Origin of the sequence: Carboxylicivirga taeanensis (genome assembly GCF_051851475.1) — a bacterium.
GTDB classification, from domain to species: domain Bacteria; phylum Bacteroidota; class Bacteroidia; order Bacteroidales; family Marinilabiliaceae; genus Carboxylicivirga; species Carboxylicivirga taeanensis.
This window is the reverse complement of record NZ_JBPUSJ010000001.1, coordinates 207,819-233,669: the sequence shown is the minus strand read 5'-3', so window position 1 is coordinate 233,669 and position 25,851 is coordinate 207,819. Positions and strand designations below refer to the sequence as shown.

The 25,851-nt window shown below is 41.3% G+C and carries 21 protein-coding genes; 18 read left to right on the top strand and 3 right to left on the bottom strand.

Features of this window, described 5'->3' with window-relative positions; all coding sequences use genetic code 11:
* Position 1: 1 nt before the first annotated feature.
* The 7 genes from ACSX1H_RS01100 to ACSX1H_RS01070 all read left to right on the top strand — a co-directional run bounded on the left by ACSX1H_RS01100 (position 2) and on the right by ACSX1H_RS01070 (position 7,845).
* On the top strand, positions 2 to 1,075 hold the full coding sequence (locus ACSX1H_RS01100; RefSeq protein ID WP_439181680.1) for a M20 family metallo-hydrolase: 1,074 nt from the start codon (positions 2 to 4) through the stop codon (positions 1,073 to 1,075).
* A 172-nt stretch (positions 1,076 to 1,247) separates the two neighbouring features.
* On the top strand, positions 1,248 to 2,579 hold the full coding sequence (gene argH / locus ACSX1H_RS01095) for an argininosuccinate lyase (protein ID WP_439181679.1): 1,332 nt from the start codon (positions 1,248 to 1,250) through the stop codon (positions 2,577 to 2,579).
* A gap of 8 nt (positions 2,580 to 2,587) precedes the next feature.
* Entirely contained in the window at positions 2,588 to 3,928 is a 1,341-nt protein-coding gene (locus ACSX1H_RS01090) for a citrate/2-methylcitrate synthase (protein ID WP_439181678.1), read from the top strand.
* Positions 3,929 to 4,189: 261 nt separating this feature from the next.
* On the top strand, positions 4,190 to 5,272 hold the full coding sequence (carA, locus tag ACSX1H_RS01085; RefSeq protein ID WP_439181676.1) for a glutamine-hydrolyzing carbamoyl-phosphate synthase small subunit: 1,083 nt from the start codon (positions 4,190 to 4,192) through the stop codon (positions 5,270 to 5,272).
* A 91-nt stretch (positions 5,273 to 5,363) separates the two neighbouring features.
* The gene (locus ACSX1H_RS01080; RefSeq protein WP_439181675.1) at positions 5,364 to 6,305 is read left to right on the top strand and encodes an AraC family transcriptional regulator; all 942 of its coding nucleotides are present in this window, start codon (positions 5,364 to 5,366) and stop codon (positions 6,303 to 6,305) included.
* A 359-nt stretch (positions 6,306 to 6,664) separates the two neighbouring features.
* The gene (locus ACSX1H_RS01075) at positions 6,665 to 6,895 is read left to right on the top strand and encodes a putative signal transducing protein (RefSeq protein WP_439181674.1); all 231 of its coding nucleotides are present in this window, start codon (positions 6,665 to 6,667) and stop codon (positions 6,893 to 6,895) included.
* On the top strand, positions 6,895 to 7,845 hold the full coding sequence (locus tag ACSX1H_RS01070) for a pyridoxal-phosphate dependent enzyme (RefSeq protein ID WP_439181673.1): 951 nt from the start codon (positions 6,895 to 6,897) through the stop codon (positions 7,843 to 7,845). The genes ACSX1H_RS01075 and ACSX1H_RS01070 overlap by 1 nt, the downstream gene beginning before the upstream one ends.
* 122 nt (positions 7,846 to 7,967) lie before the next feature.
* Here ACSX1H_RS01070 and ACSX1H_RS01065 read toward each other — a convergent pair whose 3' ends face one another.
* Positions 7,968 to 8,399, bottom strand: coding sequence for a Rieske 2Fe-2S domain-containing protein (locus tag ACSX1H_RS01065; protein ID WP_439181672.1), 432 nt, complete (start codon positions 8,397 to 8,399; stop codon positions 7,968 to 7,970).
* A 275-nt stretch (positions 8,400 to 8,674) separates the two neighbouring features.
* Here ACSX1H_RS01065 and ACSX1H_RS01060 point away from each other — a divergent pair, with 275 nt between their 5' ends.
* The 11 genes from ACSX1H_RS01060 (at position 8,675) to ACSX1H_RS01010 (ending at position 23,541) form a co-directional block, all read left to right on the top strand.
* Positions 8,675 to 9,082: a hypothetical protein gene (locus tag ACSX1H_RS01060; protein ID WP_439181671.1), complete on the top strand. Its 408-nt coding sequence runs from the start codon at positions 8,675 to 8,677 to the stop codon at positions 9,080 to 9,082.
* Positions 9,083 to 9,299: 217 nt separating this feature from the next.
* Positions 9,300 to 9,764 (top strand): transcription elongation factor GreA, encoded by a 465-nt coding sequence (gene greA / locus ACSX1H_RS01055; RefSeq protein ID WP_439181670.1) that lies wholly within the window; start codon positions 9,300 to 9,302, stop codon positions 9,762 to 9,764.
* A gap of 11 nt (positions 9,765 to 9,775) precedes the next feature.
* Positions 9,776 to 10,174, top strand: a complete 399-nt coding sequence (locus ACSX1H_RS01050) for an HIT family protein (RefSeq protein ID WP_439181669.1) — start codon at positions 9,776 to 9,778, stop codon at positions 10,172 to 10,174.
* A gap of 348 nt (positions 10,175 to 10,522) precedes the next feature.
* Positions 10,523 to 12,256, top strand: a complete 1,734-nt coding sequence (locus ACSX1H_RS01045) for a T9SS type B sorting domain-containing protein (RefSeq protein ID WP_439181668.1) — start codon at positions 10,523 to 10,525, stop codon at positions 12,254 to 12,256.
* On the top strand, positions 12,253 to 13,191 hold the full coding sequence (locus ACSX1H_RS01040; protein WP_439181667.1) for a PorP/SprF family type IX secretion system membrane protein: 939 nt from the start codon (positions 12,253 to 12,255) through the stop codon (positions 13,189 to 13,191). Before ACSX1H_RS01045 ends, ACSX1H_RS01040 begins: the two co-directional genes overlap by 4 nt.
* 15 nt (positions 13,192 to 13,206) lie before the next feature.
* On the top strand, positions 13,207 to 14,604 hold the full coding sequence (locus ACSX1H_RS01035; protein WP_439181666.1) for a PKD domain-containing protein: 1,398 nt from the start codon (positions 13,207 to 13,209) through the stop codon (positions 14,602 to 14,604).
* A 2-nt stretch (positions 14,605 to 14,606) separates the two neighbouring features.
* Positions 14,607 to 15,572, top strand: a complete 966-nt coding sequence (locus ACSX1H_RS01030) for a hypothetical protein (RefSeq protein WP_439181665.1) — start codon at positions 14,607 to 14,609, stop codon at positions 15,570 to 15,572.
* A gap of 95 nt (positions 15,573 to 15,667) precedes the next feature.
* Complete coding sequence (locus ACSX1H_RS01025) at positions 15,668 to 18,868, top strand: two-component regulator propeller domain-containing protein (protein WP_439181664.1); 3,201 nt, start codon at positions 15,668 to 15,670, stop codon at positions 18,866 to 18,868.
* 136 nt (positions 18,869 to 19,004) lie between these two features.
* Complete coding sequence (locus tag ACSX1H_RS01020) at positions 19,005 to 19,352, top strand: hypothetical protein (protein WP_439181663.1); 348 nt, start codon at positions 19,005 to 19,007, stop codon at positions 19,350 to 19,352.
* Positions 19,353 to 19,737: 385 nt separating this feature from the next.
* Positions 19,738 to 20,961 (top strand): [FeFe] hydrogenase H-cluster maturation GTPase HydF, encoded by a 1,224-nt coding sequence (gene hydF, locus ACSX1H_RS01015; protein ID WP_439181662.1) that lies wholly within the window; start codon positions 19,738 to 19,740, stop codon positions 20,959 to 20,961.
* A 105-nt stretch (positions 20,962 to 21,066) separates the two neighbouring features.
* The gene (locus ACSX1H_RS01010) at positions 21,067 to 23,541 is read left to right on the top strand and encodes an AMP-binding protein (RefSeq protein WP_439181661.1); all 2,475 of its coding nucleotides are present in this window, start codon (positions 21,067 to 21,069) and stop codon (positions 23,539 to 23,541) included.
* Here ACSX1H_RS01010 and ACSX1H_RS01005 read toward each other — a convergent pair.
* Positions 23,538 to 25,085, bottom strand: a complete 1,548-nt coding sequence (locus tag ACSX1H_RS01005; protein ID WP_439181660.1) for a PAS domain S-box protein — start codon at positions 25,083 to 25,085, stop codon at positions 23,538 to 23,540. The genes ACSX1H_RS01010 and ACSX1H_RS01005 overlap by 4 nt on opposite strands.
* Before the next feature lie 96 nt (positions 25,086 to 25,181).
* A complete protein-coding gene (locus ACSX1H_RS01000; RefSeq protein WP_439181659.1) occupies positions 25,182 to 25,727 on the bottom strand; it encodes a hypothetical protein in 546 nt (181 codons plus the stop codon).
* Positions 25,728 to 25,851: the final 124 nt, after the last annotated feature.

Here is a 25,851-nt window from a genome sequence, read left to right as displayed (position 1 = left end):
TATGATGACCAATAAAATTGAAACATATACCAATGAGGCCATCGAGCTCTTAAAACAGTTGATTGCCATTCCATCCTTCAGTCATGAAGAGGGTGAAGCAGCAACTGTGATGTTCAATTATCTGAAAGCACAAGGCTTAGCTGTCAATCGTCAGGGCAATAATGTTTGGTGTTGGGCAAAGGAGGCAGAGGCAACGAAACCTACTGTTTTGCTTAATTCACATCTCGACACGGTAAAACCATCTCCCAAATGGAGCTATGATCCGTTTAAAGCAACGCTTGAAGGTGATAAGCTCACAGGTTTGGGGAGTAACGATGCCGGAGGACCACTTGTGGCATTGATGGCTGCTTTTCTATGTTTGAAAGAGGAGGATTTGCCCTATAATCTGGTGTTTGCAGCAACGGCCGAAGAGGAAGTTTCAGGCGTTAATGGGGTGGCCTCTATCCTGCCCGGTCTGGGGCCAATTGACTTGGGAGTTGTTGGTGAACCCACACAGATGCAGATGGCGGTAGCTGAAAAGGGCTTGATGGTGCTTGATTGCAAAGCCCACGGACGAACCGGGCATGCAGCCCGTGATGAAGGGGATAATGCTCTTTATAAAGCCTTGAAGGATATTGAGTGGTTCAAAAACTATCAGTTTGAGAAAGTATCACCGCATTTAGGCCCGGTTAAAATGACGGTTACCCAGATTGAAGCGGGCAGTCAACATAACGTGGTACCCGATTTGTGTCGGTTTGTAGTGGATATTCGGTTTAATGAGTGTTACAGTAATCGTGAGCTTCACCAGTTTATTCAGCAACAGGTGGATTGTGATGTTCAGCCCCGTTCCTTTCGTTTAAACAGTTCGTCAATAAGCATGGATCATCCGTTTGTAAAGAAGGGAGAAGCACTGGGGTTAAGTTGGTATGGGTCACCTACAACATCCGATCAGGCGGTGATGGATTTCACTACAATTAAAATGGGGTGTGGCGATTCGGCCCGTTCACATACACCGGATGAATTCATTTATTTGTCTGAAATAAAAGAGGGAGTCCGGATATTTTATCAGCTGCTGGCTGCCTTAAGCTGGGCGTAGGCTAAGCAGTCTTATGAAGGGTAGAATAATAGTGACAAATGTCACTTTATTTTGCGGTAATTGCATAAATATAAATAAAAAGTAAATATATTTGCTAATTCGAAAGATAGAGGTCTGTAAAACTATTAAATAGTAACCCCTTTTGAGTAGCGAGTACTAAAAAAGTTAAGTTATGAAGCTTTGGGATAAAGGAACCTCTGTTAATAAACGAATTGAGGAATTTACGGTGGGACGCGACCGTGAGCTGGATGTTTTTCTGGCACCTTTCGATGTATTGGGGACCATGGCACACATTACGATGCTGGAAAGCGTTGGGTTGTTGAGTAACGATGAGCTGAAAGAACTGCTGACTGAGTTAAAAATTATTTATAAGCAGGCAACAACAGGTCAGTTTTTGATTGAAGAGGGAATTGAAGATGTGCATTCGCAGGTGGAGTTGATGCTGACACGAAAGTTGGGCGATGTGGGGAAAAAAGTTCACAGTGGCCGTTCGCGTAACGATCAGGTGTTACTCGATTTAAAGCTTTATACCAGAAGTCGTATTGAGGAAGTGGTGAAGGCAGTGGATAAGCTGTTTCAGGTGCTTCAGCAGAAAAGTGAAGAACACAAGAATGTGCTCATTCCTGGCTATACTCACTTGCAGGTAGCCATGCCGTCATCTTTTGGCGTGTGGTTTGGAGCATTTGCCGAAAGTTTGGCAGATGACTTATTGCTTTTACAGGCAGCCTGGCGAACAGCCAATCAAAACCCTTTAGGAACAGCAGCTGGTTATGGTTCTTCTTTCCCGTTGAACCGTACCTTAACCACTGATTTGTTAGGTTTTGAAGATTTAAATTACAACGTTGGCTATGCACAAATGGCACGTGGTAAAATGGAGCGTACCGTTGCTTACGCCTTATCGTCGGTGGGCCAAACCATTGCCAAGCTGGCGGTTGACGGGTGCTTATATACCAGTCAGAATTTTGGATTTTTAAAACTGCCCGATGAGCTGACAACAGGTTCGAGCATCATGCCGCATAAAAAAAATCCAGATGTGTTTGAGCTGCTTCGGGCACATTGCAATAAGTTGCAGGCTTTGCCTGAGTCAATCGGTATGATTACAGCCAATTTGCCCAGCGGCTATTTCAGGGATCTGCAACTCATAAAAGAGGTGTTTATGCCAGCCTTTGACGAGCTGCTCGACTGTGTGGATATTGCGACTTTCGCCATCGAAAACATTGAGGTGAAAACCGATGTAATGAAAGATGAGAAATACAAGTTGGCATTTAGTGTTGAAGAGGTTAATAAGCTGGTGCTGAGTGGGGTGCCATTTCGTGATGCCTACAAGCAAGTTGGATTGGCTATTGAAGCCGGTGAGTTTGAGACCGATGGGCAGGTGAATCACACACATGAGGGCTCTATTGGGAACCTGTGTAACGATAAAGTGGCGTCAAAAAAGAATAAAATTGTTAATGAATTTGGTTTTGAAAAGGTTGAACAAGCGATTCAAAACCTGTTAAAATAGAAGTGCGTATGACATTGTATGAGAAGTTGGCGATGGATGCCGTAGCATCAAGTGATATTGATAAATCATTGTTTGATAAATTCAGTGTTAAAAGAGGGTTGCGAAATGCCGATTTCTCGGGTGTACTCGTGGGGCTGACCACTATTGGCGACGTTGAAGGGTACGATAAAGTGGATGGGAAGTTGATTCCCAAAGAGGGGAAGTTGTTCTACCGTGGTGTGGAACTAAAAGCTTTAGCCAAAGGTTTTCAGTCACAGAAAAGACATGGGTTTGAAGAAACAGCCTATTTGTTGTTGTCGGGTCAGTTGCCCAAGAGTGAGGAGTTAAAGGATTTTGAGAAAGAATTGGAGAATGCCAGACATTTGCCTTCGTTCTTCTCTAAAAGCATGATTCTGTCGTTACGTGGACGAGATATTATGAATATGTTGGCCCGCTCGGTATTAGGTCTTTATACGGCCGATGATGCCGCAGAGGATTTGACGCCACAGAATCTGATTAAACAGTCCATAAGTCTTATAGCTAAATTTCCGGTAATTGTGGCTTATTCCTATTTTGGAATGCGGCATTCCTACCAGAAAAAGTCGTTGGTTATTCGTCATCCACAACCGGGCTTAAGTACGGCGGAGAATTTTCTCTACATGCTTAAGGGGGATAATTATACTAAACTGGAGGCCGATCTGTTGGATCTATCATTGGTTATTCATGCCGAGCATGGCGGAGGTAATAATTCCTCGTTTACTACCCGGGTGGTGAGCTCAGCACAAACCGATACTTATTCGGCCATTGCCGCGGCCTTGGGTTCGCTTAAAGGCGGTTTGCACGGGGGTGCCAACCTGAAGGTAATGGACATGATGGACAACATCAAAGCAAATGTTAAAAACTGGCGCGATGAAAAGGAGATCAAGGCGTATCTTCTAAAAATATTGAATAAGGAAGCCTTTGATAATAGCGGAAAAATATACGGAATTGGACATGCGATTTATACCAATTCAGATCCTAGAGCCGTATTACTTAAAGAAAAGGCAGAGGCCTTGGCCATTGAAAAAGGGCGGGTTGATGAGTTTCATTTGTATGCAGCTATCGAGCGTTTGGCACCTCAGGTGTTTTATGAGTTCAAAGGTGCCAATGCAAAAGTTATTTGTGCCAATGTAGATTTTTATAGTGGTTTTGTATACGACTGCCTGCAGATACCAAAAGAAATATACACGCCTATATTTGCCGTATCACGTATTGCCGGATGGTGTGCTCATCGCATTGAGGAGGTTACCTTTTCAAGTCGTCGTATTATTCGGCCGGCCTATAAAAACGTATCAGAACGAAAAGATTATACTGATTTAGACAATAGATAGACCAAGATTTTTTGTTGATTGGGTATGAGGGGCCTATGCATGGGGGAGATGTGCAGGGCCCCTCTTTTGTGTATACTTATGCGTATATCGAAAAAATATGGAATAAATATGCAAAAGCACCTTAAAAATTCGGAGGTGTAGCAAATAATTATTACCTTTGTGCCGCATAAGGGGAAGCTCTAAGCATGCATTTATTCCAACTAACGGGTAAATGCATTTTTTGTGTAGATTTTATTGTAAAAGATTTAAGTATCAGAAGGTATGCCTGAAGTACAAAAGATTAAGCTAGTGTTGGAAGACGGAACTGTCTTCGAAGGAAAATCGTTTGGATACCATAAGTCGGTGGCTGGTGAAGTTGTGTTTAACACCGCCATGACGGGTTATCCCGAGAGTTTGACCGACCCATCGTATGAAGGGCAAATCCTTGTTTCTACCTATCCGCTCATTGGAAACTATGGAGTACCTAAAAATGATATGGAGAATGGGATTCCTAAGTTTCATGAATCAGACCGCATTCACATCTCAGGCCTGATTATCTCAGACTATTCATTCGAATATAGCCACTGGAATGCTGAAAACAGCCTGCGCGAATGGTTGATTCAGAATAAAGTACCAGGTGTATTTGGTATTGATACCCGAGCGCTTACCATGATTTTGCGGGAGAAAGGCGCCATGTTGGGAAAAATTGAAGTAGAGGGCGATGAAATCGACTTTATGGATCCTAACAAGGAAAACCTGGTGGCCAAAGTAAGCGTGAAAGAAAAGCAGGTTTATGGCAATGGTCAACACAAAGTCGTTTTGGTTGATACCGGTGCTAAAAACAACATTCTTCGTTGTCTTTTAAAGCGCGATACAACGGTTATTCGTGTGCCGTGGGATTATGACTTTACACAGGAAGATTATGATGGCATTATGCTTTCAAATGGTCCGGGCGACCCTCAGATGTGTGAAATAACCATTAAGCACATTCAAAAAGCTATGGAAATAGGTAAGCCTATCTTTGGCATCTGCCTTGGTAATCAGCTGCTGGGAATTGCTTCAGGAGCATCGACCTACAAGCTCAAATATGGACACCGTGCCCACAACCACCCTGTAATTAAGGTTGGTACTGATACTTGTTACATCACAAGTCAGAACCATGGTTTTGCTATCGATAATGATACTTTGGGTGATGAATGGGAACCATTGTTTATTAATATCAATGATAAGACCAATGAAGGGGTTAAGCACAAGACTAAACCTTTCTTTTCAACCCAGTTCCACCCTGAAGCATCAAGCGGTCCAACAGATACCGAGTTCCTGTTTGATGAGCTGATCAACAAAATTGAAGAGAGTAAAAAATAGCCCGTATGAGGGTTGGATATAATAAGGGTCGCTAATGGCGACCTTTTTTCATGCCTGATATTTTGTATTTTGGCAGGCTAATACCTGCAGAATGAAACCCAAACCAAGTTCTCTTAACCAATATACCTCGCGTATCAATAAAACGCTTGACTATATTGAGGCCAATCTTGAAAAACAGTTTTCGCTGGAAGAGTTGGCTGCCGTAGCCTGTTTCTCTAAGTATCACTTTCATCGGATTTTTCATGGCGTAATTGGCGAAACACCATTCCATTTTATTAATCGGCTGCGCTTGCAGCGTGCGGCTTTGGTTTTATTAATCAATCCGGGTATTTCTGTTAGCCATCTGGCGGTACAATGTGGTTTTGCCGATATTTCAGTTTTGTCCCGGAATTTTAAGCAGCATTTTGGCTCTTCACCAACCTCCTGGCGGCGGCAAATGCTGCAAAATAGCAATTTGCGTCAAACCGATCGCAATCCCGAAAAAGTAAAGGAGCAGCTGAGTGTCTACTTTTGTTCACATACTCAAACATTAAAATGGAAGACGAATATGGAATTAAACAAAAGTATTGAAATTAAGAACTTACCTGACATGACCGTTGCGTATGTGCGATACATAGGGCCGTACAAGGGGAATGAGACGCTTTTTGGGCAACTGTGGCAAAAGTTGATGCTTTGGGCAGGTCCCAGGGGACTGATGGCTCAGCCGGACTTAAAATCATTAGCGATTTACCATGATGATCCGAACATTACTGATAATCTGAAACTCCGCACGAGTATTTGCATTACCGTGCCCGGTGCTACCAAAGTGGATGGTGATGTAGGAAAAATGAAAGTGGAAGGCGGACAATATGTGGTGGCTCGATTTGTGGTTCAAACACATCAGTTCGAAGAGGCCTGGAACTGGGTTTTTGCCAGTTGGTTTCCGGCCAGCGGTTACCAGCCCGACGATAAACCTTGCTTTGAATTGTATACCGAAGAACCAAAGAATGGGACATATACGGTCGATATCTGTGTGCCGGTTAAACCTCTTTAGTTATTGATGCGTAATCTGCTTTTCAGGCAGTAGCTATGCCAATAAAACAATTAACACCGTTTGAATAGTAATTGTTATCACCCCCAAAATAAGAGTTCTGTAGTAGGCTGTTTTTTCCTGCTTTGTCATGCTTTTATGATTTTCAATGGTAAAATCAAAACGCATGCCAAAAGGTTGCTCTAAATGTCAAATAACCAATATAATAAGTTAAAAAATATTGCTTAATTAATTGGAGTTGGAGTGGATAGTTCTTTGTGAGGCAGTCATCTGCAGAACTGGGGGGGTATTTGAAATCTCTTCTTTTTATGATACCTTTATTGGGCTTATATACTATAGTTAATAAACAAAAACAGGCGGCTATGGAAGACATTGTAAAGATTTATACTGATACCGAGTTGACGATAAGTCATCTAAAGAATGTTTTGGCAGATAAAGGCATAGAGTCAATGGTGAAGAATGATTTTGAATCAGGTGTTTCTGCCGGTTTTGTGGCCGGAGCCGTTAATTCTGTAGATTTATATGTGCTTCAAAAAGATGAGTTGCGTGCCCGTGAAGTAACCGAGCAGTTTATTCGCGAATTAAATAAATAATGCCAGTGATATTACCATCTGGCAGCGATGTTGTAGACGCCTACAACACGATAAAAAACTATGTGCATCAAACGCCCGTACTTACCTGCCAAAGTATAAACCGCCTGACTGGTTGTGAAGTGTATTTTAAATGCGAAAATCTGCAGAAGGTTGGCGCGTTTAAATATCGGGGGGCTACCAATGCTGTTCTGTCACTTACTAAGGAGCAGATGGCGAAAGGGGTGGCGACTCACTCTTCAGGTAATCATGCAGCAGCTCTGGCACTGGCCGCACGTATGAATGGTGTCAAAGCCTTTATTGTGATGCCCGAAAATGCACCCGAGATTAAGAAAAAAGCGGTAGACGGCTATGGAGCTGAAATTACCTATTGTCAACCAACCCTTGAAGCGAGGGAAGCTACCTTGGCAACCGTCATTGAAACGACGGGCGCAACTTTGGTGCACCCTTATAATCAGTGGGAAGTTATTTGCGGCCAAGGGACGGCAGCCCTGGAGTTGATGCAACAGCAGCCGCATCTCGATAGTGTGATAACGCCTGTGGGTGGTGGCGGATTGCTGAGTGGCACTGCTACTTACCTCAAAGGGATGTTTCCGCAAGTGAAGGTGTTGGCTGGTGAGCCTCAAATGGCTGATGATGCTTATCGCTCTTTTAAATCCGGCAGCTTTTATCCGGTAGTGAATCCCGATACCATTGCTGATGGACTGAGGACTTCACTAGGTAATCTTACTTTTGAGGTCATCATGCATAAAGTGGATGATATTTACACGGTTGGTGAGGATAGTATCCGGAATGCGATGCGTTTAGTATGGGAGCGCATGAAAATTATCATAGAACCTTCATCGGCAGTGCCGTTGGCTGCTATTATCGACAATAAACAGGTATTTGCTAACAGTCGTGTCGGGCTTATTGTTTCTGGAGGTAATGTAGATTTAGACCACCTTCCATTCTAAATAACTAACAAATGCCCCGACATGGTCGAGGCATTTGGGGGAGTGTAACAAATATGCTACTTCAGTATGTAGTTACTGATAAGTGATGATTGAGCTGCAAATGATGTGCCAAAATGCCTTTTTTAATTCCAAATACGCAAGAAATTGCCTGTAACGGAGGTTTGGTAGCGCTTGAGTGGCCATTTTGCCGGCCCTTTTACGACACTACCATATTCGGCGGCTACATTAAATTCAGATCCACATTCCGGACAGGCTACGTTCACATCACCAGGCTTGAAGTCAACATAAAAAAAACCCGTTTTCTCATGCTGATGAGTGCATAACAGGTCAAATGCATAATGTTCCTCTGATGTTAACGCACATACAACGACACCATTAACCCCTATTCTTGGGTTTCGAGCACTTGGCAAGACTTTAAATGTAAAACTTCCCTTATATTGAGGATTGTCCAGATCAATCTCAGCAGTAAAGCGAACGTTGGGAATTATATAAGCCGAGTCTTTATTGCAGCCAATTGCTGACATAATTATCGCCAGGAATAATAGTTTTTTCATGCGTTCTGTAATTTTATTCAATTGTATTTATCGTGCAGTATACCTGCCAATCGTCGAACTTGGTACATGCTCTTTCCTAATTTAACTTTCAGCAAGGGGCACGTCTTTAGTTGTTTAATGGTGTACTTAATTCCCGGGTGTAAAGATGGTGTAAAAATCGTTTTCCTTTATTATTTTTCTAGAGTAAATGTATTAATCACTACGATATTAACTGTTTTGTTGCTATTGTTCAATTAAAAATTGGTAATTTGGCTGAATATTCAAACCAATAGTTTATGGATGATATAGGAAATATACTGTATGTTTTGGCAATGGTTGCCGCTCTGGTTTTTAGTGCTTTCAAGAAACAAAAGCAGGCGAAAAAGGACGTGACATTGCCCTCAGATCCTCCTACCTATCACCCAATGGATGAGGAGGATATTGTTGATGAATTGCGCGAGCTGTATCAAAAGCCAAAACCGAAAAAGCAAGAACCTGTTGTTGAAAAACGAAAGGGTTTCGTTTCACCTTTCGCCAATGATCAGCGCTTCGCAAAGGCTCAAGAGGCGCAAAAGGCAAAAAAGAAACCGCTCAAAGTAGAGGTATTGGAAGAGGAAGGGGAGGACTTGGCTTTTGATAAGGAGCAAATTGATTTACGGCAGGCAGTTATCTACTCAGAGATTCTAAAACGGCCCTATGAGTAGCTAGTCCTATCAAACGGGAACCTTAATTGAGTCAGTATATTGGAGCGTTTTTGAAATTCATTTTAACTTTCATATATTTGTATCAAAGAGTTCTGGGAAATCGGAATTCTTTTATTTTTTTATAATCACATAGAATTTTTTTGGTAAAATGCATTCAAAGCTCAGGAGCTGCTTTAGCTCACTGCGCGGTGCTATTATTAATATTAAAACACAGGCCATGAAATATATAACAGAAGCCGGGTTAAAAAGATTGAGGGATGAGTTGCATCAGCTAGAAACTTTTGAACGACCATCCATCTCCAAACAAATAGCAGAAGCTCGTGATAAAGGAGATTTATCGGAGAATGCTGAATATGATGCAGCAAAGGAAGCTCAGGGACTTTTGGAAATGCGAATTGCTAAGTTGAAAGATACGATAGCGAACAGCCGAATCATTGATGAGTCGCGCATTGATACCTCAAAGGTACAGTTGCTGAATAAGGTAAAGATTAAAAACCTTAAAAATAACGCAATGATGACCTATACATTGGTGCCTGAAAGTGAAGCTAACCTGAAGGAAGGAAAAATTTCTATCTCCACCCCAATTGCTAAAGGACTACTAGGAAAAGTGGTGGGCGATAAAGTGGATATTCAGGTTCCTTCTGGTATGATGACCTTTGAAATTATTGAGATTTCAATCTAAAATACCTTGCCATGCCTAGCATTTTTACAAAAATAATTAACGGAGAAATTCCGTGTTATAAAATTGCTGAAGATGAGCGTTTTTTTGCTTTTCTGGATATCAATCCTTTAGCCAAAGGACACACGCTGGTGGTGCCAAAGCAGGAAACCGACTATTTGTTTGATCTGGAAGACAATTTACTTGCTGCAATGAATGTGTTTGCCAAGAAGGTGGCACTTGCCCAAAAGAAGGTGATTCCCTGCAAAAGGGTTGGTGTTGCAGTCTTAGGACTCGAAGTGCCTCATGCACATATTCATCTTATTCCTATGAATAGTGAGGCAGATGTAAACTTCCGAAACCCCAAACTACAGTTGGAGGCTCAAGAGTTTGAGAAAATTGCTCAGGCAATCCGTTCTCAATTGGAATTGTAATTATTTAATCATTCAAAGGCTGCTATTTGCAGCCTTTATTGTATCCGACAATTGGTAAATTGAAATAAACAATATCTGATTAATGCTGTTTCAGATTAGTTATTCATTTTGCTAGAACAGGAGCCGACAGCAAGTGAATTAATCAAGTAAATCATACATATTAAATGCAACTTTTTGATGAATTGAGCATCTGTGTGGATAAAGGGCAGGTAGCTTGTGGTGAAAATAATCGGTCTTCGCTGTTTTTTATTTATGTTTGTAAGGGGTTGGAACATAATTAGCTATCAGACGTATAAGAGGACGTTCTTGACCAGTTAGGGAGATGTTTTTGCTAACAAAACAAGTCGGATGAAAAAAAACCTACTAATACTTCTATTACTTCTGCTGGGAGCGGGAGTAGCAAACATCTATGGACAATACACCGCTGAAGTATCTTATAGTCAGGAGCGGTTTTGCGAGAATGAAAAAGATGCAGGAGGTGCTGTGTTGGTCACTGTTTCCATTCAGTTCTCACCCAATAATAGTGATGGTGTTTATTCATTTGAATACCTTGTAAATGGAGCAGTGTTTTCTGTTCCGCAACAGAATGGGGATACCTGGTCACAGGAATTCAGGATACAACTAGATAACTACATTGAAATAAGGGAGTTTTATTTTGTTGATAATGCGACTGGAGAGCGTATTGAAGGAGTTATTTCCAATGGCTCAACCACCATTGTTATTGATCAACTGCCCGATCCGCTCATTGACCCACAAGTAAAAACATGCCGAAAAGAGGTGACTTTAAGTGCCGATCCTGGTGGGCCTTATACCGCTATCGAATGGTTCGCCTCGGGAGATGGTAGCTTTTTGACATCCGATAGGGAAGCAACCTTTTATGCTGACGTAGTTGGCGATTACAACATTACCTATCAGGTGACCAATGGAGCATGCACGGCATCCGATATGTTGCCACTTACAATAACAGAACAAGCTACTCCAAGTGCCACTTTTCAACTTCAAAACGACAGGGTGTGCAGCGATCAAGAAGGAGTATTGCTGGTTACTGCCCATCCCGATAATCGCTTTGATTTAACATTGAATTATTCCGATGGAACCAACCAGTTTTCGCAACCGATTACAGCGGAAAACCAAGCCCTTCAATTAGCAGCCTCTACAACAACTACCTTCACTCTCTTGTCGTTGGTCGACCGGGAAGGGTGTAATACAGTTTTAGATGAAGCCCATTTGCTCACCGTGGATCAAAAGCCACAAGCTAATGCGGGCTTTTTTGATCAGCCCATTTGTGGTGATGAGGTGCTGTTGAATGCTCAATTGTCAAATTTGGCAAACACAGGTTCATGGTCCATTATCGAGTCAAATGGCAGCGGCTTAACATTTGTGAAGGAAACGGAAGATGATACTCCCGAAATTCGCACTGATGCTAAAGTAAAAGTCAATCGAGCAGCTCAGTTACTTAATGAGTCCTACACGCTCCGATGGACAGAGGTCAATAATGAAAACAAGGCATGTTCAGATTTTGATGATCTAGTTCTGGAGTTTGATAAAGAACCGGTAGGTGTATCCATTGGCAATGACACCACTGTTTATCTGGATAAAGAAATTACACTGGAAGGAGTTAATGGGTTGGAGGGAATGCCTTTGAGATGGGATTTACCCAATCCGCTTACTGTTGATGATTCAGACCTTTCAAACATTGTGGTAGGCAATCTGCAACCTGGAGATAATGCCATAAAGTGTATCATCGAGAATGGAGTGTGTCCGCCTGTTGTTGTTAATAAGTTGATTACGGTAAATGACTTGTATCAAACAACCGGGTTTTCGCCAAATGGAGATGGCGTGAATGACACCTTTAGAATAGGAGGTGCCCAAAATGTTCGCAATAACAGTTTGGTGGTGTTTGATGTGACAGGGAAAGTGGTCTATGAAACCAGAAATTTCATGGTGGATCATACAACGCTAGAAGGCTGGGATGGCTATCAAAATAATGGAGAGCTTAAAGACGGTACCTTTTACTATGTCTTTTCAGGGGAGGGGATTGAGCCGGTTAAGAATTATTTAATTATAAAAGGGAGCAAATGATGAGAAAACAGTTCTTTAATTACAGCACCCTGATGTTGATGCTCCTTTTTGTAATGCCAGTTACAGCACAAAAAGACATTGTGATGAGTCAGTACATGCACAATCGCTATGCGCTTAACACTGCTTTTGCTGGTAACCGTGAGGTTTTGTCACTTTATGGCGGATATCGTAAAAAATGGGCTGGTTTTGAGGGTGCACCTGCAACCATGCTGTTTAGCATGCATTCGGCATTAAAGAATGAACAGGTCGCACTAGGCTTTGAAGTATATAACCAACAATATGGAGTAAGCAAAGAAACCGGTTTTGTGGCGGCTTATACCTACCGTTTGCAATTGAGCAATAATCAAAACCTTGCATTTAGTGTGAATGGTGGAGGAAGTTTTTATAATGCTAACTGGTTAGATGTAGCTACCTTTGATAAGGTACCCGCAGTGCCCGATGTGGAATTTGCCAGTAATGAGTCAAATTTTTCGCCGACCATTGGATTTGGGTCGGCATGGTATGCCAAGCGCTTCTTTGTCGGATTTTCTATTCCTAACTTTTTCTATTTTAATCCCTACACTCAGGGAGGTACGAGTCGATTGGCCTTGGATAAAGCTAATTACCTGCTAACAGGGGGCTACCTGTTTGACTTGGCCGATAAATGGCATCTGCAACCAAGTTTTATGGCGCGACTGAATCCAGAGTTTAGCTCTTCCGTGGACGTCAACGCGACGGTGATTTATGATAATTTAATTTGGCTGGGGGCGGCTTACCGCACAACGAATGATTTTGTGGCATTAATTGGGTATCAGGTAACGCCTCAGTTTCGTTTCTCTTATAGCCTCGACTATACAACGGGTAAAATGAGTTCGTTTAATAATGGGACACACGAAATAGCGATTCAGTACGACTTTGGTTATAAAGTAAAAACGCCCAATCCTAAATTCTTCTAAACCTAAGCTATGCAGATGAGAATATTACTTTTTAGTATGGTGTTTATGGGATGTTTACAGTTGTCCAAAGCACAGGACATCAGTGTTAATCGATTACCGTTTTGTACCAAAAGCCAGAGTGAGATAGCTCCTTTTTATAGCGACTCACTGCTCTTCTTTAGCTCCGATAAGAACGTCAAATGGTTAAGTAAACCAGTCGATCAGGATAATAATAATTTTTACAATTTGTTCACTATTCAGCAAGAGGCTGATTCCTCATGGGTTAATGAGTCGCAGTTTCTGCCTGATTATTTTTCACCCTATCATACATCAACCATAGCTATTTATCCCGACATTCAAATGGCCTACTTCACCGAAACGCAGTATAAAAATCGCAAACGTTTAGGGAAGAATGCCGAGAATCTACATGGCTTGTTTTCAGCCTCTTGGGAAGAGGGGGAGTTGTCGAGGTCTAAAAGTATGCCGTTTAATTCAAAGCGCAGCTATAATACGGCACATCCAACTCTTTCGCCCGATGGGCAGTTTTTGTTTTTTATCTCTGATCAGGCTGATGGATACGGGTTGACAGATATCTATGTTTCGGAAAGAAACGGAGAAGAATGGGGGCCGGCAATAAACCTGGGTGCTGTTATTAATACCAGTGGACGTGAGGTTTTTCCCTTTTATCATCCTAGTGGCAGGTTATACTTTGCTTCGGATGGGCATGGCGGACACGGAGGATTAGATTTGTTTTATACCATTCGAACCAGCACCGGTTGGGAAAAACCAGTCCCATTGGCAGCTCCCATTAACAGTCCGTTCAACGATTTTAGTTGCTTTGTACGTTCTGACGGTCAAACCGGCTATTTTGCATCCGATCGACAGGGGAATGATGATTTATATGAGTTTATTCACTTGTTTCCGTTATTTGATAAGGCAACAAGGCAAAAAGAAAATACTTTTACCTATCGCTTTTTCGATACCATGGGCGGTAAGGGCGATGGCCCCTTAAAATATGTTTGGCATTTTGGCGATGGGCAAACAGCCGAAGGAGATACCGTAATCCATCAATATAAGCAACCGGGTGTTTACCATGTGCAATCGATATTGGTGGATACGATTGAGAATGTGGAACTGTTTGTATTAAATGATTTTCATCAAGAAGTAAAGAAGAAAATTCAGGTGTACATCACGTCACCAGAGGTCGTGCGAGTTGGTGATAAAGTGACACTTAGTGCTGCAGAATCTCACTTTGAAACCTTTAAGCCAAATGGATTTTACTGGGAGCTTTCTGATGGAACAAAGCAAAAAGGTGAAACCATACAGTTTGTCTTTCGAAAAAAGGGAAAACAAGTTGTTAGGTGCGGCACAGTTAGCGAAGCAGATCCGCATCTGAAGATGTGTACTTATAAAGAAATTAATGTAATTGAATAACCATGTCCAAACTACTTACACTAGCAGTATTATTATTAGCAGTAATTGTGGCAAAGGCACAGCCAGTGCCCGGTTCTGATGAAAATATCCCTAACCTGATTACTTTTGGCGCTGATGCGGAAACATCGTGGGGCGATGCCAATTTTTGTCAAATTATATTTTTTGCCGTTCCTAAAGAACATACGGCTCCAATTTATATAAAGGTGTATGATCCCGATTGTAGTGGCGATAATGATGAGTTGCAGGGCGTTTGGAATACCCAAACATCCTTTAGTGTTTATGGTGGTAAAGGCAGTTGTTCCAGTAAAGCGGCTCAGAAATTACTGTTGGATAGTAACTACGATGAAGGAACATTGTTATACTCGAAAACATTTGGTAACGATGCACAATATAATAAAAAGTGGTACACTTTTGGCCCAATAAATCCATCGGAAGGGGAGTATATTCCTGAAGAAGATCGTCATGTTTTTAAAGTAATCATCGAGGGAATGGCCGGAGATGATGGTAACATGTACCAGCTGTTTATGAGCACTCGAGAGGACGTGCATAATGAAGTAGAAGGCGGATATGCATACTACTATAAGTACACGGTGCGCCTGCATGATGATCCTAAAGAGTTATCACATATTTACCCTTATATTAACGATTCAAGCATCGTTTCCATCAAACAAACGAATTTTGACTGGGATAATGATGGCTGGATCATCGTTCGATCAGTTGCCACTGCCGGGCAAATGATGAAGATTTCTAAAGATGATGAATGGGCGCACAGCCTTTATCAAATAAAACCTGATGAGTACAATACATCCTTAGATATTCAAATGAAGAAGCATCCTTCCGGAAATATTCGAAATAATAATGTGGTGATTTATTTTGAAAACCAGTACGGCGAGCTGTTAAAATCATACAGTGTGCCTATTGGCGGAAAACCAAAGTATAAAGGAAACCCTGTTGCCGAAGAGCTTTAATTTGTGAGCACTGATGCAATGGTTTATTGCCATTCATGTTTTTGTAACTGCTAAGCTAAATTAGCTGGCACCAAATCTAATTATACCAACGATCCATGCACTGTAAGTTCATTTTTTGGCTGTTAGCAGCCGTTTTACTCATTTCTACTTCCGCCTTTGCTCAGTCATTCGATTTTAAAATTTACAATACCTCAGAAGGTCTGGCCGATAATGACATAATAGCATTGGCTCAGGATAAAAATGACTATGTTTGGATGGCAACCGATGAGGGCCTGATAAGGTATGACGGCATTGAGTATAATGTATACACGATTGCAGATTCACTAGCGCATAATTTCATTAACTGTTTGCATTTCGACCGGAACGGCCGTTTATGGATGGGCCACAAAAATGGCTTAATCAGCTATATGGATAAAAACCGCTTTTTCAAAATTAGTATTGAAGGAGCCTCTCAGTTAATTTCAGATATTGATGAAGATGAAGAGGGCAATATATGGGCGGTCGACCAGAAGCAAGGACTTATTCGTATTGATGCGTCCGGAACTGTAAATACCTTTTTCGATAGGAAAAGGTTTGGCAGAAAGAGCTATACGGCCGTTAAGGCACTGTCGGCTAATCGACTGCTGGTAGGGACTGCTAAACGGGGACTTTTTATTTTCGACTTCAACGATGCCTATGATCAGGTAGAAATAACTCAGGTTGAAGATATTCCATCGGCCTGGATCAATACCATTGTAAAAAGTAATAGCGATAGTCGGTTTTGGATCGGAACGCGCGGACAAGGTTTTTATGCGTTCTACGACCGACCAACAGATGATGATGTGTTGCATATAATGGATAATCAGCTGTGTCAGAAATTCAATATCGAGTCCGAAGAAGTAACCGATATCTATGAAGAAGCAGAAGGACACCTTCTGGTATCGACACTAGGTAGTGGTGTGATTAAATTGCTTTATGATCCGGTTTCAGGCGAGTTTAACGACTCTTTCAAGTACTCTAATAACAATGGGTTGAGTAACAACGATGTGTCAGATATTTTATGCGACCGGGAAGGGAATTATTGGTTTGGCACAAAAGGGGGAGGTGTATCGCTCTTGGTCAATCAGTATTTTATTTTTTACGATATGAACGAGATTGGTTTTCACTATAAGGCTCGTTCGGTTTATAAGGATGGAGACAATTTATGGATTGGCTTGGATAGAGGCTTGATTTTAACTGATCCCATGTGTTTCGATGTGAAATACTATGATGCCAAATATGGGGGAATACCCAATGATGAAATTGTAGATTTTTATAAGAGTAAGGAGGGAACGTTATGGGTGGCATCAGCTAATAAAGGATTGTTTTTCAAAGAAAAAGGGAGTAATAGGTTTAAGCAGAGAATCTATTTCAACGATCAGTTAGCATTAAGAATAAACGATTTAACAGGCGATGAACAATCAATTCTACTGGCAACGCAGCGGGGGTTGTTTGTGATTAACCTTGAATCGAATCACGTTGATAATTACCAGATTAAAGATGGGTTGTCTCATAATAACATCAATTTTGTATTTGTCGATTCCAAAAAGAATATCTGGGTGGGGCCCAAAGATGGCGGATTGTGCAAGATTAATCAGGCGCTGGACAGAATAGAGAGACATCCGATAAAAGAAGAGGTAGCTGTCGATGTAACCGGTATGATTGAAGATGAAGACGGTAATCTGTGGATCAGCACGAAAGGCGAAGGGGTAATTTGCTATAGCAATAGCAATATTAAGCATCAGCTTACAACTGCTGATGGCCTTAAGAAAGACTTTTGCTATGATATCCAGCGGGACATCAAAAACCGCTTGTGGATTTGTCACGATGGCGGTTTGTCTCGCATCGATATTAATGATAAAAGCATTGTGAGTTATGGTCATAATGAAGAACTGGGTAACGAATTTTTTCAGGCCAAACAAGGTGATGACGGAACGATATGGCTGGCATCAAGTGACGGGGCTGTAAATTATTTACCCGAAAATGACCGGCCTAATACCGTGGCCCCTATTTTAAATGTTACGGGCTTGTTGTTAAACGATGAGTTAATTCCGCTTTCCAATCGCCTGAAGCTTAAATATCCTTATGGACAAGGGTATTATAACCTTCGCCTGAACTTTCGAGCTATTAGCTTTAAGAACCCTGAGGGTGTTACTTATGAAGTGAAAATAGAGGAAGATGGAGCTCAGGCTGAATCAAAAAAATGGGCTCATTTAGGTAATGCAAACACTAAGGAGATTGATTACCTAAGACCAGGTAGTTACAAAATTCGACTTCGGGCATTTAATTCTGATGGTAAGGAAACGAGTTTGTCTAAAACAGTGGCTATTGACGTTGCAAGCCCTTGGTGGGATACGCTTTGGTTCAAACTATTAGTGGTCTGTTTGTTAGTTTTTGCCGTATATGGGTTGATTAAATACCGCGAACAAGCACTCATCAGGCAAAAGCAGTTGTTGCAGCGTGAAGTCGCTTCACAAACTGTTGTATTGCGGGAGCAGAAGGCCGAGATTGAGCGAAAAAACCGCGATATAACCGATAGTATTAACTACGCAAAAAAAATTCAATCCTCCATATTGCCATCCATGGACGATTTGAGGCACGTGTTTCCCGACTCGTTTGTCTACTTCTTACCACGCGATATTGTAAGTGGCGATTTTTATTGGTTTAACCGATCTAAAGATTATTTTATTGCCTGTTGTGCCGACTGTACAGGTCACGGAGTACCAGGGGCGTTTATGTCCATGATAGGCACCACTATTTTAAATGATATTATCAGGTTGCCCGAGGTTGATTCGCCGGCTGCCATGCTTGAAAGACTCGATAATGAGGTGAAAAAACTGTTGCAGAAGAATCATGGCAACGAAAGTATGGACGGCATGGATATTTCAATTCTAGAGGTGCACATACCGAGTCGAAAGGTGAGACTGGCTTCGGCCAAACGCCCTGTTTACCTGATAATCAATAACGAATTTACAATTTATAAGGGAAGCAGAAGAAGTATCGGCGACAGTTATGAGGCACAATTTAGCCCTTATGTCAATGTTGAATACAGTTGCAGCCCGGGCGATCAGATATACATGTTTTCCGATGGTTATCCCGATCAGTTTGGCGGACCTTTAGGAAAGAAGTTTATGAAAGTTGGTGTTCAGAACCTCATTCAGGAAATGGCTGAGCGAACCGGTGTGCAGCAGCTCGCCAGAGTGAAGAATAATTTTGAAGATTGGAAAGGCGAGTTGGACCAGGTTGATGATGTGTTGTTTATGGGTATTAAGTTGTAGTTATATTACGATAAATAGTGTAAATTAAAGCTGCTCAGTATGATGCAGCTTTTTTTTGGCCTTATTGATGGCGTTAAATGTTACGATTTGCATTTTTTGCTATTAATTAGTAAAGAACAAATAACCAGACGCAACAATGAAAAATATCATTTTTAACAAACTTATTCAGAAGGCGGCTATAATATGGAGTGACATCGAGTCTGAAAAAGCGACTAAAATTCAAATTCTCAATACCATAAAAAAGCGACTCGAATTTTTCGCCACCCCTCAGGAGGAAAATGATGTAAAAATTGAGATTGTAAGGCAAACCTGTCAACGCTTAAAACAGATGTATCCTGCCTATGCCAAAAGTGTTGATGATATCCTGACACCTTTTGAGCATCACCTCCGGTTCGACAATCTGGCGGTACTGCCGTTTAAGCAAATTGATAGTCTTACCTATCGCATTTTTATGAATCAGAATATGATGGGATTTGTCGGATAATAAAAAGAGGGAATTATTGACTAATTCCCTCTGGGGTTAATTGTTTAAGGGATAAAATGGGGTTACCCATTCCACCTTTGGCATTTTCGAAAAAAAAAGGCTGTGGATATTCCTTGTATTTGCTTAAACCTTTAGTACATATGAAAGAATGTGTCATCCACAGCCCATTCTAAACCCATGAGAAACTATTCACTTAAGTCAATAGCTAAATACGCTTTCGCATTCAATAGTAAAGACACTGTATCTGGGCAATCGGGTGACAATTAGGAGAAGTTTTTTTATTTCCTTTAGCCGATATTTTCTAAATTTCATGCTCGCAGTTGCTTAGGCTTTTCGTTCATGCCGTTATTATTCCTAAATTTGTAATGATTTTTCATTTTTTAGAATGGGGAGAGAAAGAACACCGCATATAGGTCTTTTCGGCCGGCGAAATAATGGCAAGAGCTCAATCATCAATTGCTTAGCCAACCAGGATATTGCAATCGTGTCTTCATACGCGGGTACAACAACCGATCCGGTTAAAAAGTCGTTTGAGATTACCGGGTTCGGACCAGTCGTTTTAATTGATACCGCCGGTATTGATGATACGGGCGAACTGGGAGAGCAGCGCATCAAAAAAACACTCCAAACCATTAAGCTTGTAGATTTAGCACTGCTGGTGGTTACCGATAATCAGTGGTCAGACGAAGAACAGGCTCTGGTAGATGCTTTTAATGAACAAGATACGCCCTTTATTGTTGTTCATAATAAGACCGATCTTGTACCTCTGGCCGAAGAACAATGCAAACAATACAGCCAGGCTGGCAGTTTTGCGGTTATGCCGTTTAATACCATCAATGCTAATACGGATACATTAATTGATGTAATTAAAAAGGCTATCCCGGAATCGGCTTATACAGTGCCTTCTTTGGTTGGTGACCTCATTAATTATGGAGATATTGTGTTGCTAATTACGCCCATTGATATTGAAGCACCGGAAGGGCGCCTGATATTGCCGCAAATACAAGCAATACGCGACATTTTAGATAATGACGCCATATGTGTAGTACTTAAGGAGCGAGAGGTAGATGTGTTTTTAAAGAAAACGAACATACAACCAGCTCTGGTAATAACAGACAGTCAAATTTTTTTGAAAGCGGATGCGTCCATTCCAAAGCATGTTCCGCTTACAAGCTTTAGTATTTTATTAGCACACTTTAAAGGAGATTTTAAAAACTACCTGAAGGGCACCTACAAAATAGATGAACTCAAAGAGGGAGATAGAGTGTTGATGCTGGAGTCTTGTTCTCATCATGTGGCGTGTGATGATATAGGACGGGTTAAAATTCCAAGATGGATTTCGACCTACACGGGTAAGCAACTGCAATTCGATGTAGTGGCAGGGTTGGATAATGTCAGTCGGCCCATTGACGAGTATGCATTGGTTATTCAATGCGGCGGGTGCATGATTACCCGTAAGCAATTACATAACCGATTGGGGGCCGCTAGAGCAAAAAAGGTGGCAATTACCAATTATGGTATGGCAATTGCTTATGTGCAGGGAGTATATAACCGGGCGATTAGTCCATTTGTAAAATCACAAACCATAACAACGCCCGATTATTTATAAATTTTAAATGGTAACATCCATTTACCTGCAGAGTTTTTATTAAGTACCAGAACGATAAAAAATTTGTAGGTTTGCTAAATCGAAAACAACGCAAAGTAGAAGGATATGATATATAATGCTGGGGATAAAACAGCTGTTTCATGTGGTGAACGAAAGATAAGCTATCGTGCACTGAAACAAAAGATTGCAACTTTTTCATCACTACTGAAGGAAACACCAATAAACCGTGTGGCCATTTTCTCAGAAAATCAGGTTGGATGGATATATGCTTTTTATGCCGGTTGGTACAATAAGGCCACTGTGGTGCCTATTGATTTTATGTCGTCAGAAGATGAAGTGGCATACATTCTCAAAGACTGTTATCCCGAAGTAGTATTTACTTCAAAAGATAAAAAGGAATCGCTTGAGACGGCAGTTGCAAAAGCCGGGATTCAAACACGTATTCTTGTCATCGAAGAGTGTGATGAGCTAGCTGTAACGAGTGAGGTTTCTCTTGGTACTATTGAGGAATCTGAAGACAAGACGGCCGTTATTATTTATACATCAGGAACTACAGGTAGTCCTAAGGGGGTAATGCTCTCCTACAAAAACCTGATGGCCAATATTGATGCTGTATCTAACCAGATAAATATTTATACGAAAAATGATGTGGTGATGATGCTTTTGCCCATGCACCATATTTTTCCATTGTTGGGAACAATGATTGCGCCTTTGTTTGTTGGTGGAACCATTGCAGTATCGCCATCCATGGCTTCGGAAGATATTATAAAGACTTTACAGGATAATAAAGTATCAATCATTATTGGGGTGCCACGTTTATATGCGGCCATTCGCAAAGGCATTCGTACTAAGATCGATAGCAGCTTTATTGCGCGGAGCCTGTTTAAATTCGCTAAAGCAATCGACTCCCAAAGCTTCTCTAAGAAGGTGTTTAAATCGGCTCATCAAAAATTTGGAGGCGCTGTTCGGTTCATGGTTTGTGGAGGCGCAGCCCTCGATCCGGAAGTTGGTGGCGACTTTAAAACCTTAGGTTTTGAAGTATTAGAAGGTTTCGGAATGACAGAGGCGGCCCCAATGATTACCTTTACACGGCCAGGCAGAGTGCGTATTGGTAGTCCTGGTGAAGTGTTACCTGCCGCTCAGGTGGAAATTAGAGACGGTGAAGTGGTGGTTAAAGGTGATAACGTGATGCAAGGCTACTTTAACCGACCGGAAGAAACAGCAGAAGTGCTGAAAGATGGGTGGCTGTATACCGGTGATTTGGGATACCTGGACAATCAAGGTTACCTGTATATTACCGGGCGTAAAAAAGAAATTATTGTCCTATCCAACGGAAAGAATATTAATCCTTCTGAAGTAGAGACAAAAATTGAAAACCAGGCGGCTTGCGTGAGTGAAATCGGCGTATACGCTGATCTGGACCAGTTAAAAGCAATTATTGTTCCTAATAGGGGTGAGTTAAGAGGACTCAGTGCTCAACAGATAGAGGAGAAGCTCCGATGGGAGGTTATTGACTCTTATAATAAATCTGTTTCGCCTTATAAAAAGATTATGGACTTTTCGGTGACAGAAAGTGAACTGCCGCGCACCCGCTTGGGTAAGCTTCAACGCTTTAAGCTGCCCGAATTTGCAAAAGTTACTGAAGAGGCAGGGCCGGATCAGCAGGAGCAGGTGACTTTAGAAGAGTATAAGGTGTTGGTTGACTTTATAAGCAGTGAGAAAAACTGCAATGTTCGGCCAAAAGATCACATCGAGTATGATTTAGCCCTTGATTCGCTGGATAAGGTTGGACTATTGGTGTTTATTCAGTCCACCTTTGGTATTGAGATGGAAGTGGAGCAGTTGGTAAGTTTTGGTTCTGTATTGGAACTGAGCGAATATGTTGCCGAGAAACGCACTCGCTTGTCGGTTGAGAAGATTAACTGGTCAAAGATATTGAAGGAGCGGGTGAATCTTCAGCTGCCTAAAACCTGGATGACAGGAGCCATCTTCCTGAAGATGTCAAAGTACTTTTTCCACCTGTATTTTGGTTTTAAAGGCAAGGGGATCAATAATATCCCTGATGAACCGTGTATTATTGCTCCTAACCATCAAAGCTATTTCGATGGCTTATTTGTTGCTTCATGGCTGAAAAACAAACGGGTTCGGAATACCTACTTCTATGCCAAGGAAAAGCATATCAAATCTCGCTTCTTGAAATTCTTTGCTAATCGCCATCACATCATAATTATGGACCTTAATAAGGATCTAAAGGAGTCGATTCAGAAGATGGGAGAAGCATTGAAGAAGAAGAAAAACCTGATTATTTTTCCTGAAGGAACGCGATCGCTTGATGGTTCGCTGGGCGAATTTAAGAAAACGTTTGCCATACTTAGCCGCGAACTCAATGTGCCAATTGTTCCTGTTTCTATAAAAGGCGCTGTAAATGCTTTACCTCGTGGAGCCAAGTTTCCTCGTCCGTTTAAAAAGGTGAGTGTTGAGTTCCTTAAGCCGGTGTACCCAAATGATGAGTCTTATGAGCACTTATCAGAGAAAGTGCATAAGCAGATATCAGTTAATCAGAAAGTAGCAAGTGCTTAAGCAGTTGGTAAGGTAAACGTGAAGGTTGAGCCCTGGCCTTCGGTAGAGTCCACCCAAATAGTACCTTTCATAAGTTCAAGGTATTTTTTACTAATGGATAAACCAAGGCCAGTGCCGTTGTGTTTGGTGTTATCGCTATTGGCTTGTAAAAAGCGATCGAAAACCTTATCGAGGTATTCGTTGGGGATGCCAATGCCAGTATCGGCAACTGATATTTCGAAATGATTGGCTGTTTGTTGGGTACTAATGGTGACTGTGCCCTTGTAGGTGAATTTACAGGCGTTATTTATCAGGTTGGTTAATACTTGCTTTACCTTAGTTTTATCGCATCGAATTAATAGTTCCTCGTTATTGGGAAGCTGTGTAACTATATGGTTGTATTGCTTGGCCGCTATAGGCTCAAAGAATACTTGTAGTTCGTTGATAAGTTCAGCGAGGTTAAATAATTCATAATGTAATTGTATTTGGCCGGTTTCAATGCGCGATATTTCCAGCACATCATTAATGATTGTGAGGAGCTGGTTGCCACTATTAATGATAATATCAATGTACTCGGCTTGCTTGCCATCTTTCTGAGTAATCGAGCTCAGAAGTTCGGCAAAGCCAATAATACCATTCATAGGTGTTCGTATCTCATGGCTCATGTTCGCTAAAAATGCAGACTTCAGGCGATCACTTTCTTCTGCTTTTTCTTTAGCTTTTTGCAATTCTTCGTTTTTTTGCTTGAGATGCTCTTCCGCCTTTTTGCGTTCTGTTAAGTCGCGAATAATGGCCAGATAATACTTATCATGGGGGCGTTTTGAGTTCATCTCTACAGGGATAATGGTCCCATTTTTCCCCCTAAGTCTTCTTTCGATAAGTACAGACTGCCCTTTATTCAGTAGGTCAAATCTCAAGGGGTTATCAACAAGGCTTTCGCTATCAAAAATTTTCTTGATGTGTTGGTTAATTAACTCTTCACGCGAATAACCAGTCATGTTCAGAAAGGCCTTGTTAACTTCAATGATTTCACCCTTCACATTGCCAATTAAAATGCCATCGCCAGCATTTTCCACCACTTCCCGGTATTTCTCCTCACTATCGATAAGTGCTTTTTGAGCATGACGGTATTCTGTAATGTCTCGTATGGAGGTGATTCTTACATCTTTACCTTTGTAGAGGTAGTTCTGACCTTGTATTTCTGCTAAAAAGGCAGTGCCATCTTTTCTTACTCCAATGGCCTCGTATTTTTCGTTGTACTTTTCCTTAATGTGCTTACTAACCAGTGGCTTTGATTCCTTGGCAAACACTTGTGCTGCATATTTGCCAATGAGTTCGTCATGTTCATATCCAAATAGTTCGCAGCCACTTTTGTTAGCTTCAAGGCAAAACCCATTTTCTGTTATAAAAATACCTTCGGTGGCAGCTTCAGATAAGGCTCTGAATCGCTCCTCACTGTCCTTTAAAGCCTGATTAATATCTTCTTTAAACGAGTGGTTGCTAATGATGTCTTCCAGCTCTTTAATGCGCTTTAAGAGTTCATCGTATGAGGGGTTTTGGCTCATGGCAGTGGTTTCGCATTTACATTAACAAATTAAATTAATAAAAAATGCGTTTACGTTGCTGTATTTATTGACGGATGGTAGAAAAGATATGATGAATCAGGTTAATAGGAAATCAATTTCATCATTAAGCGTTCCCAAGCGCTCTTTAGTTGGTATCCAGTGGCCCTTTTCGATGAGGTGCTTTTTAAGCAATAGAAAATAGGTAAAGGGGAATTCATCTTTTTGCCACTTCTGCTCATAATTAAGCAGCCCGGTTTTCTTAATTAGTATGTCGAGACGGTGGATAATGGCGTAATATAAATCGAGAAGTCCCATTGCGGTATCCAGCACAACGCGGCCTGATGACTCATCAAAAAAATCATCGTAACGAATAATTTTCACATGCACTACGTGTCCGTCCTCTGTCGATAGCACCCATTTAAGTCCACCTTCTTCCTCGTACCAGTCCACCCAACTAACATTGTCTTCACCCCAAATATGTGAGGGCTCAAAAATCAGGCTAATCATTCCTTTAAGAAGATCGCTAAGCGGATTGCTGTTGTTTGTTAATCTGAAATTTACAGTCTGATTGTTTGCTTGTACTTTCCCTTCAACGATTCCGACACTAACAAGATCATATGTGAAGTGAAAGGCTTGCTTCATGCCAGAGCTTTTATCAATGGATGCATTATTGTGTTCGTTTGTGACGTGATTCACAGTGTTAAAAGGGTGTTAAGTAGTTAGTTTAGTGCTATATTGATGTTAAATATATGAAAGAACTTTGAAT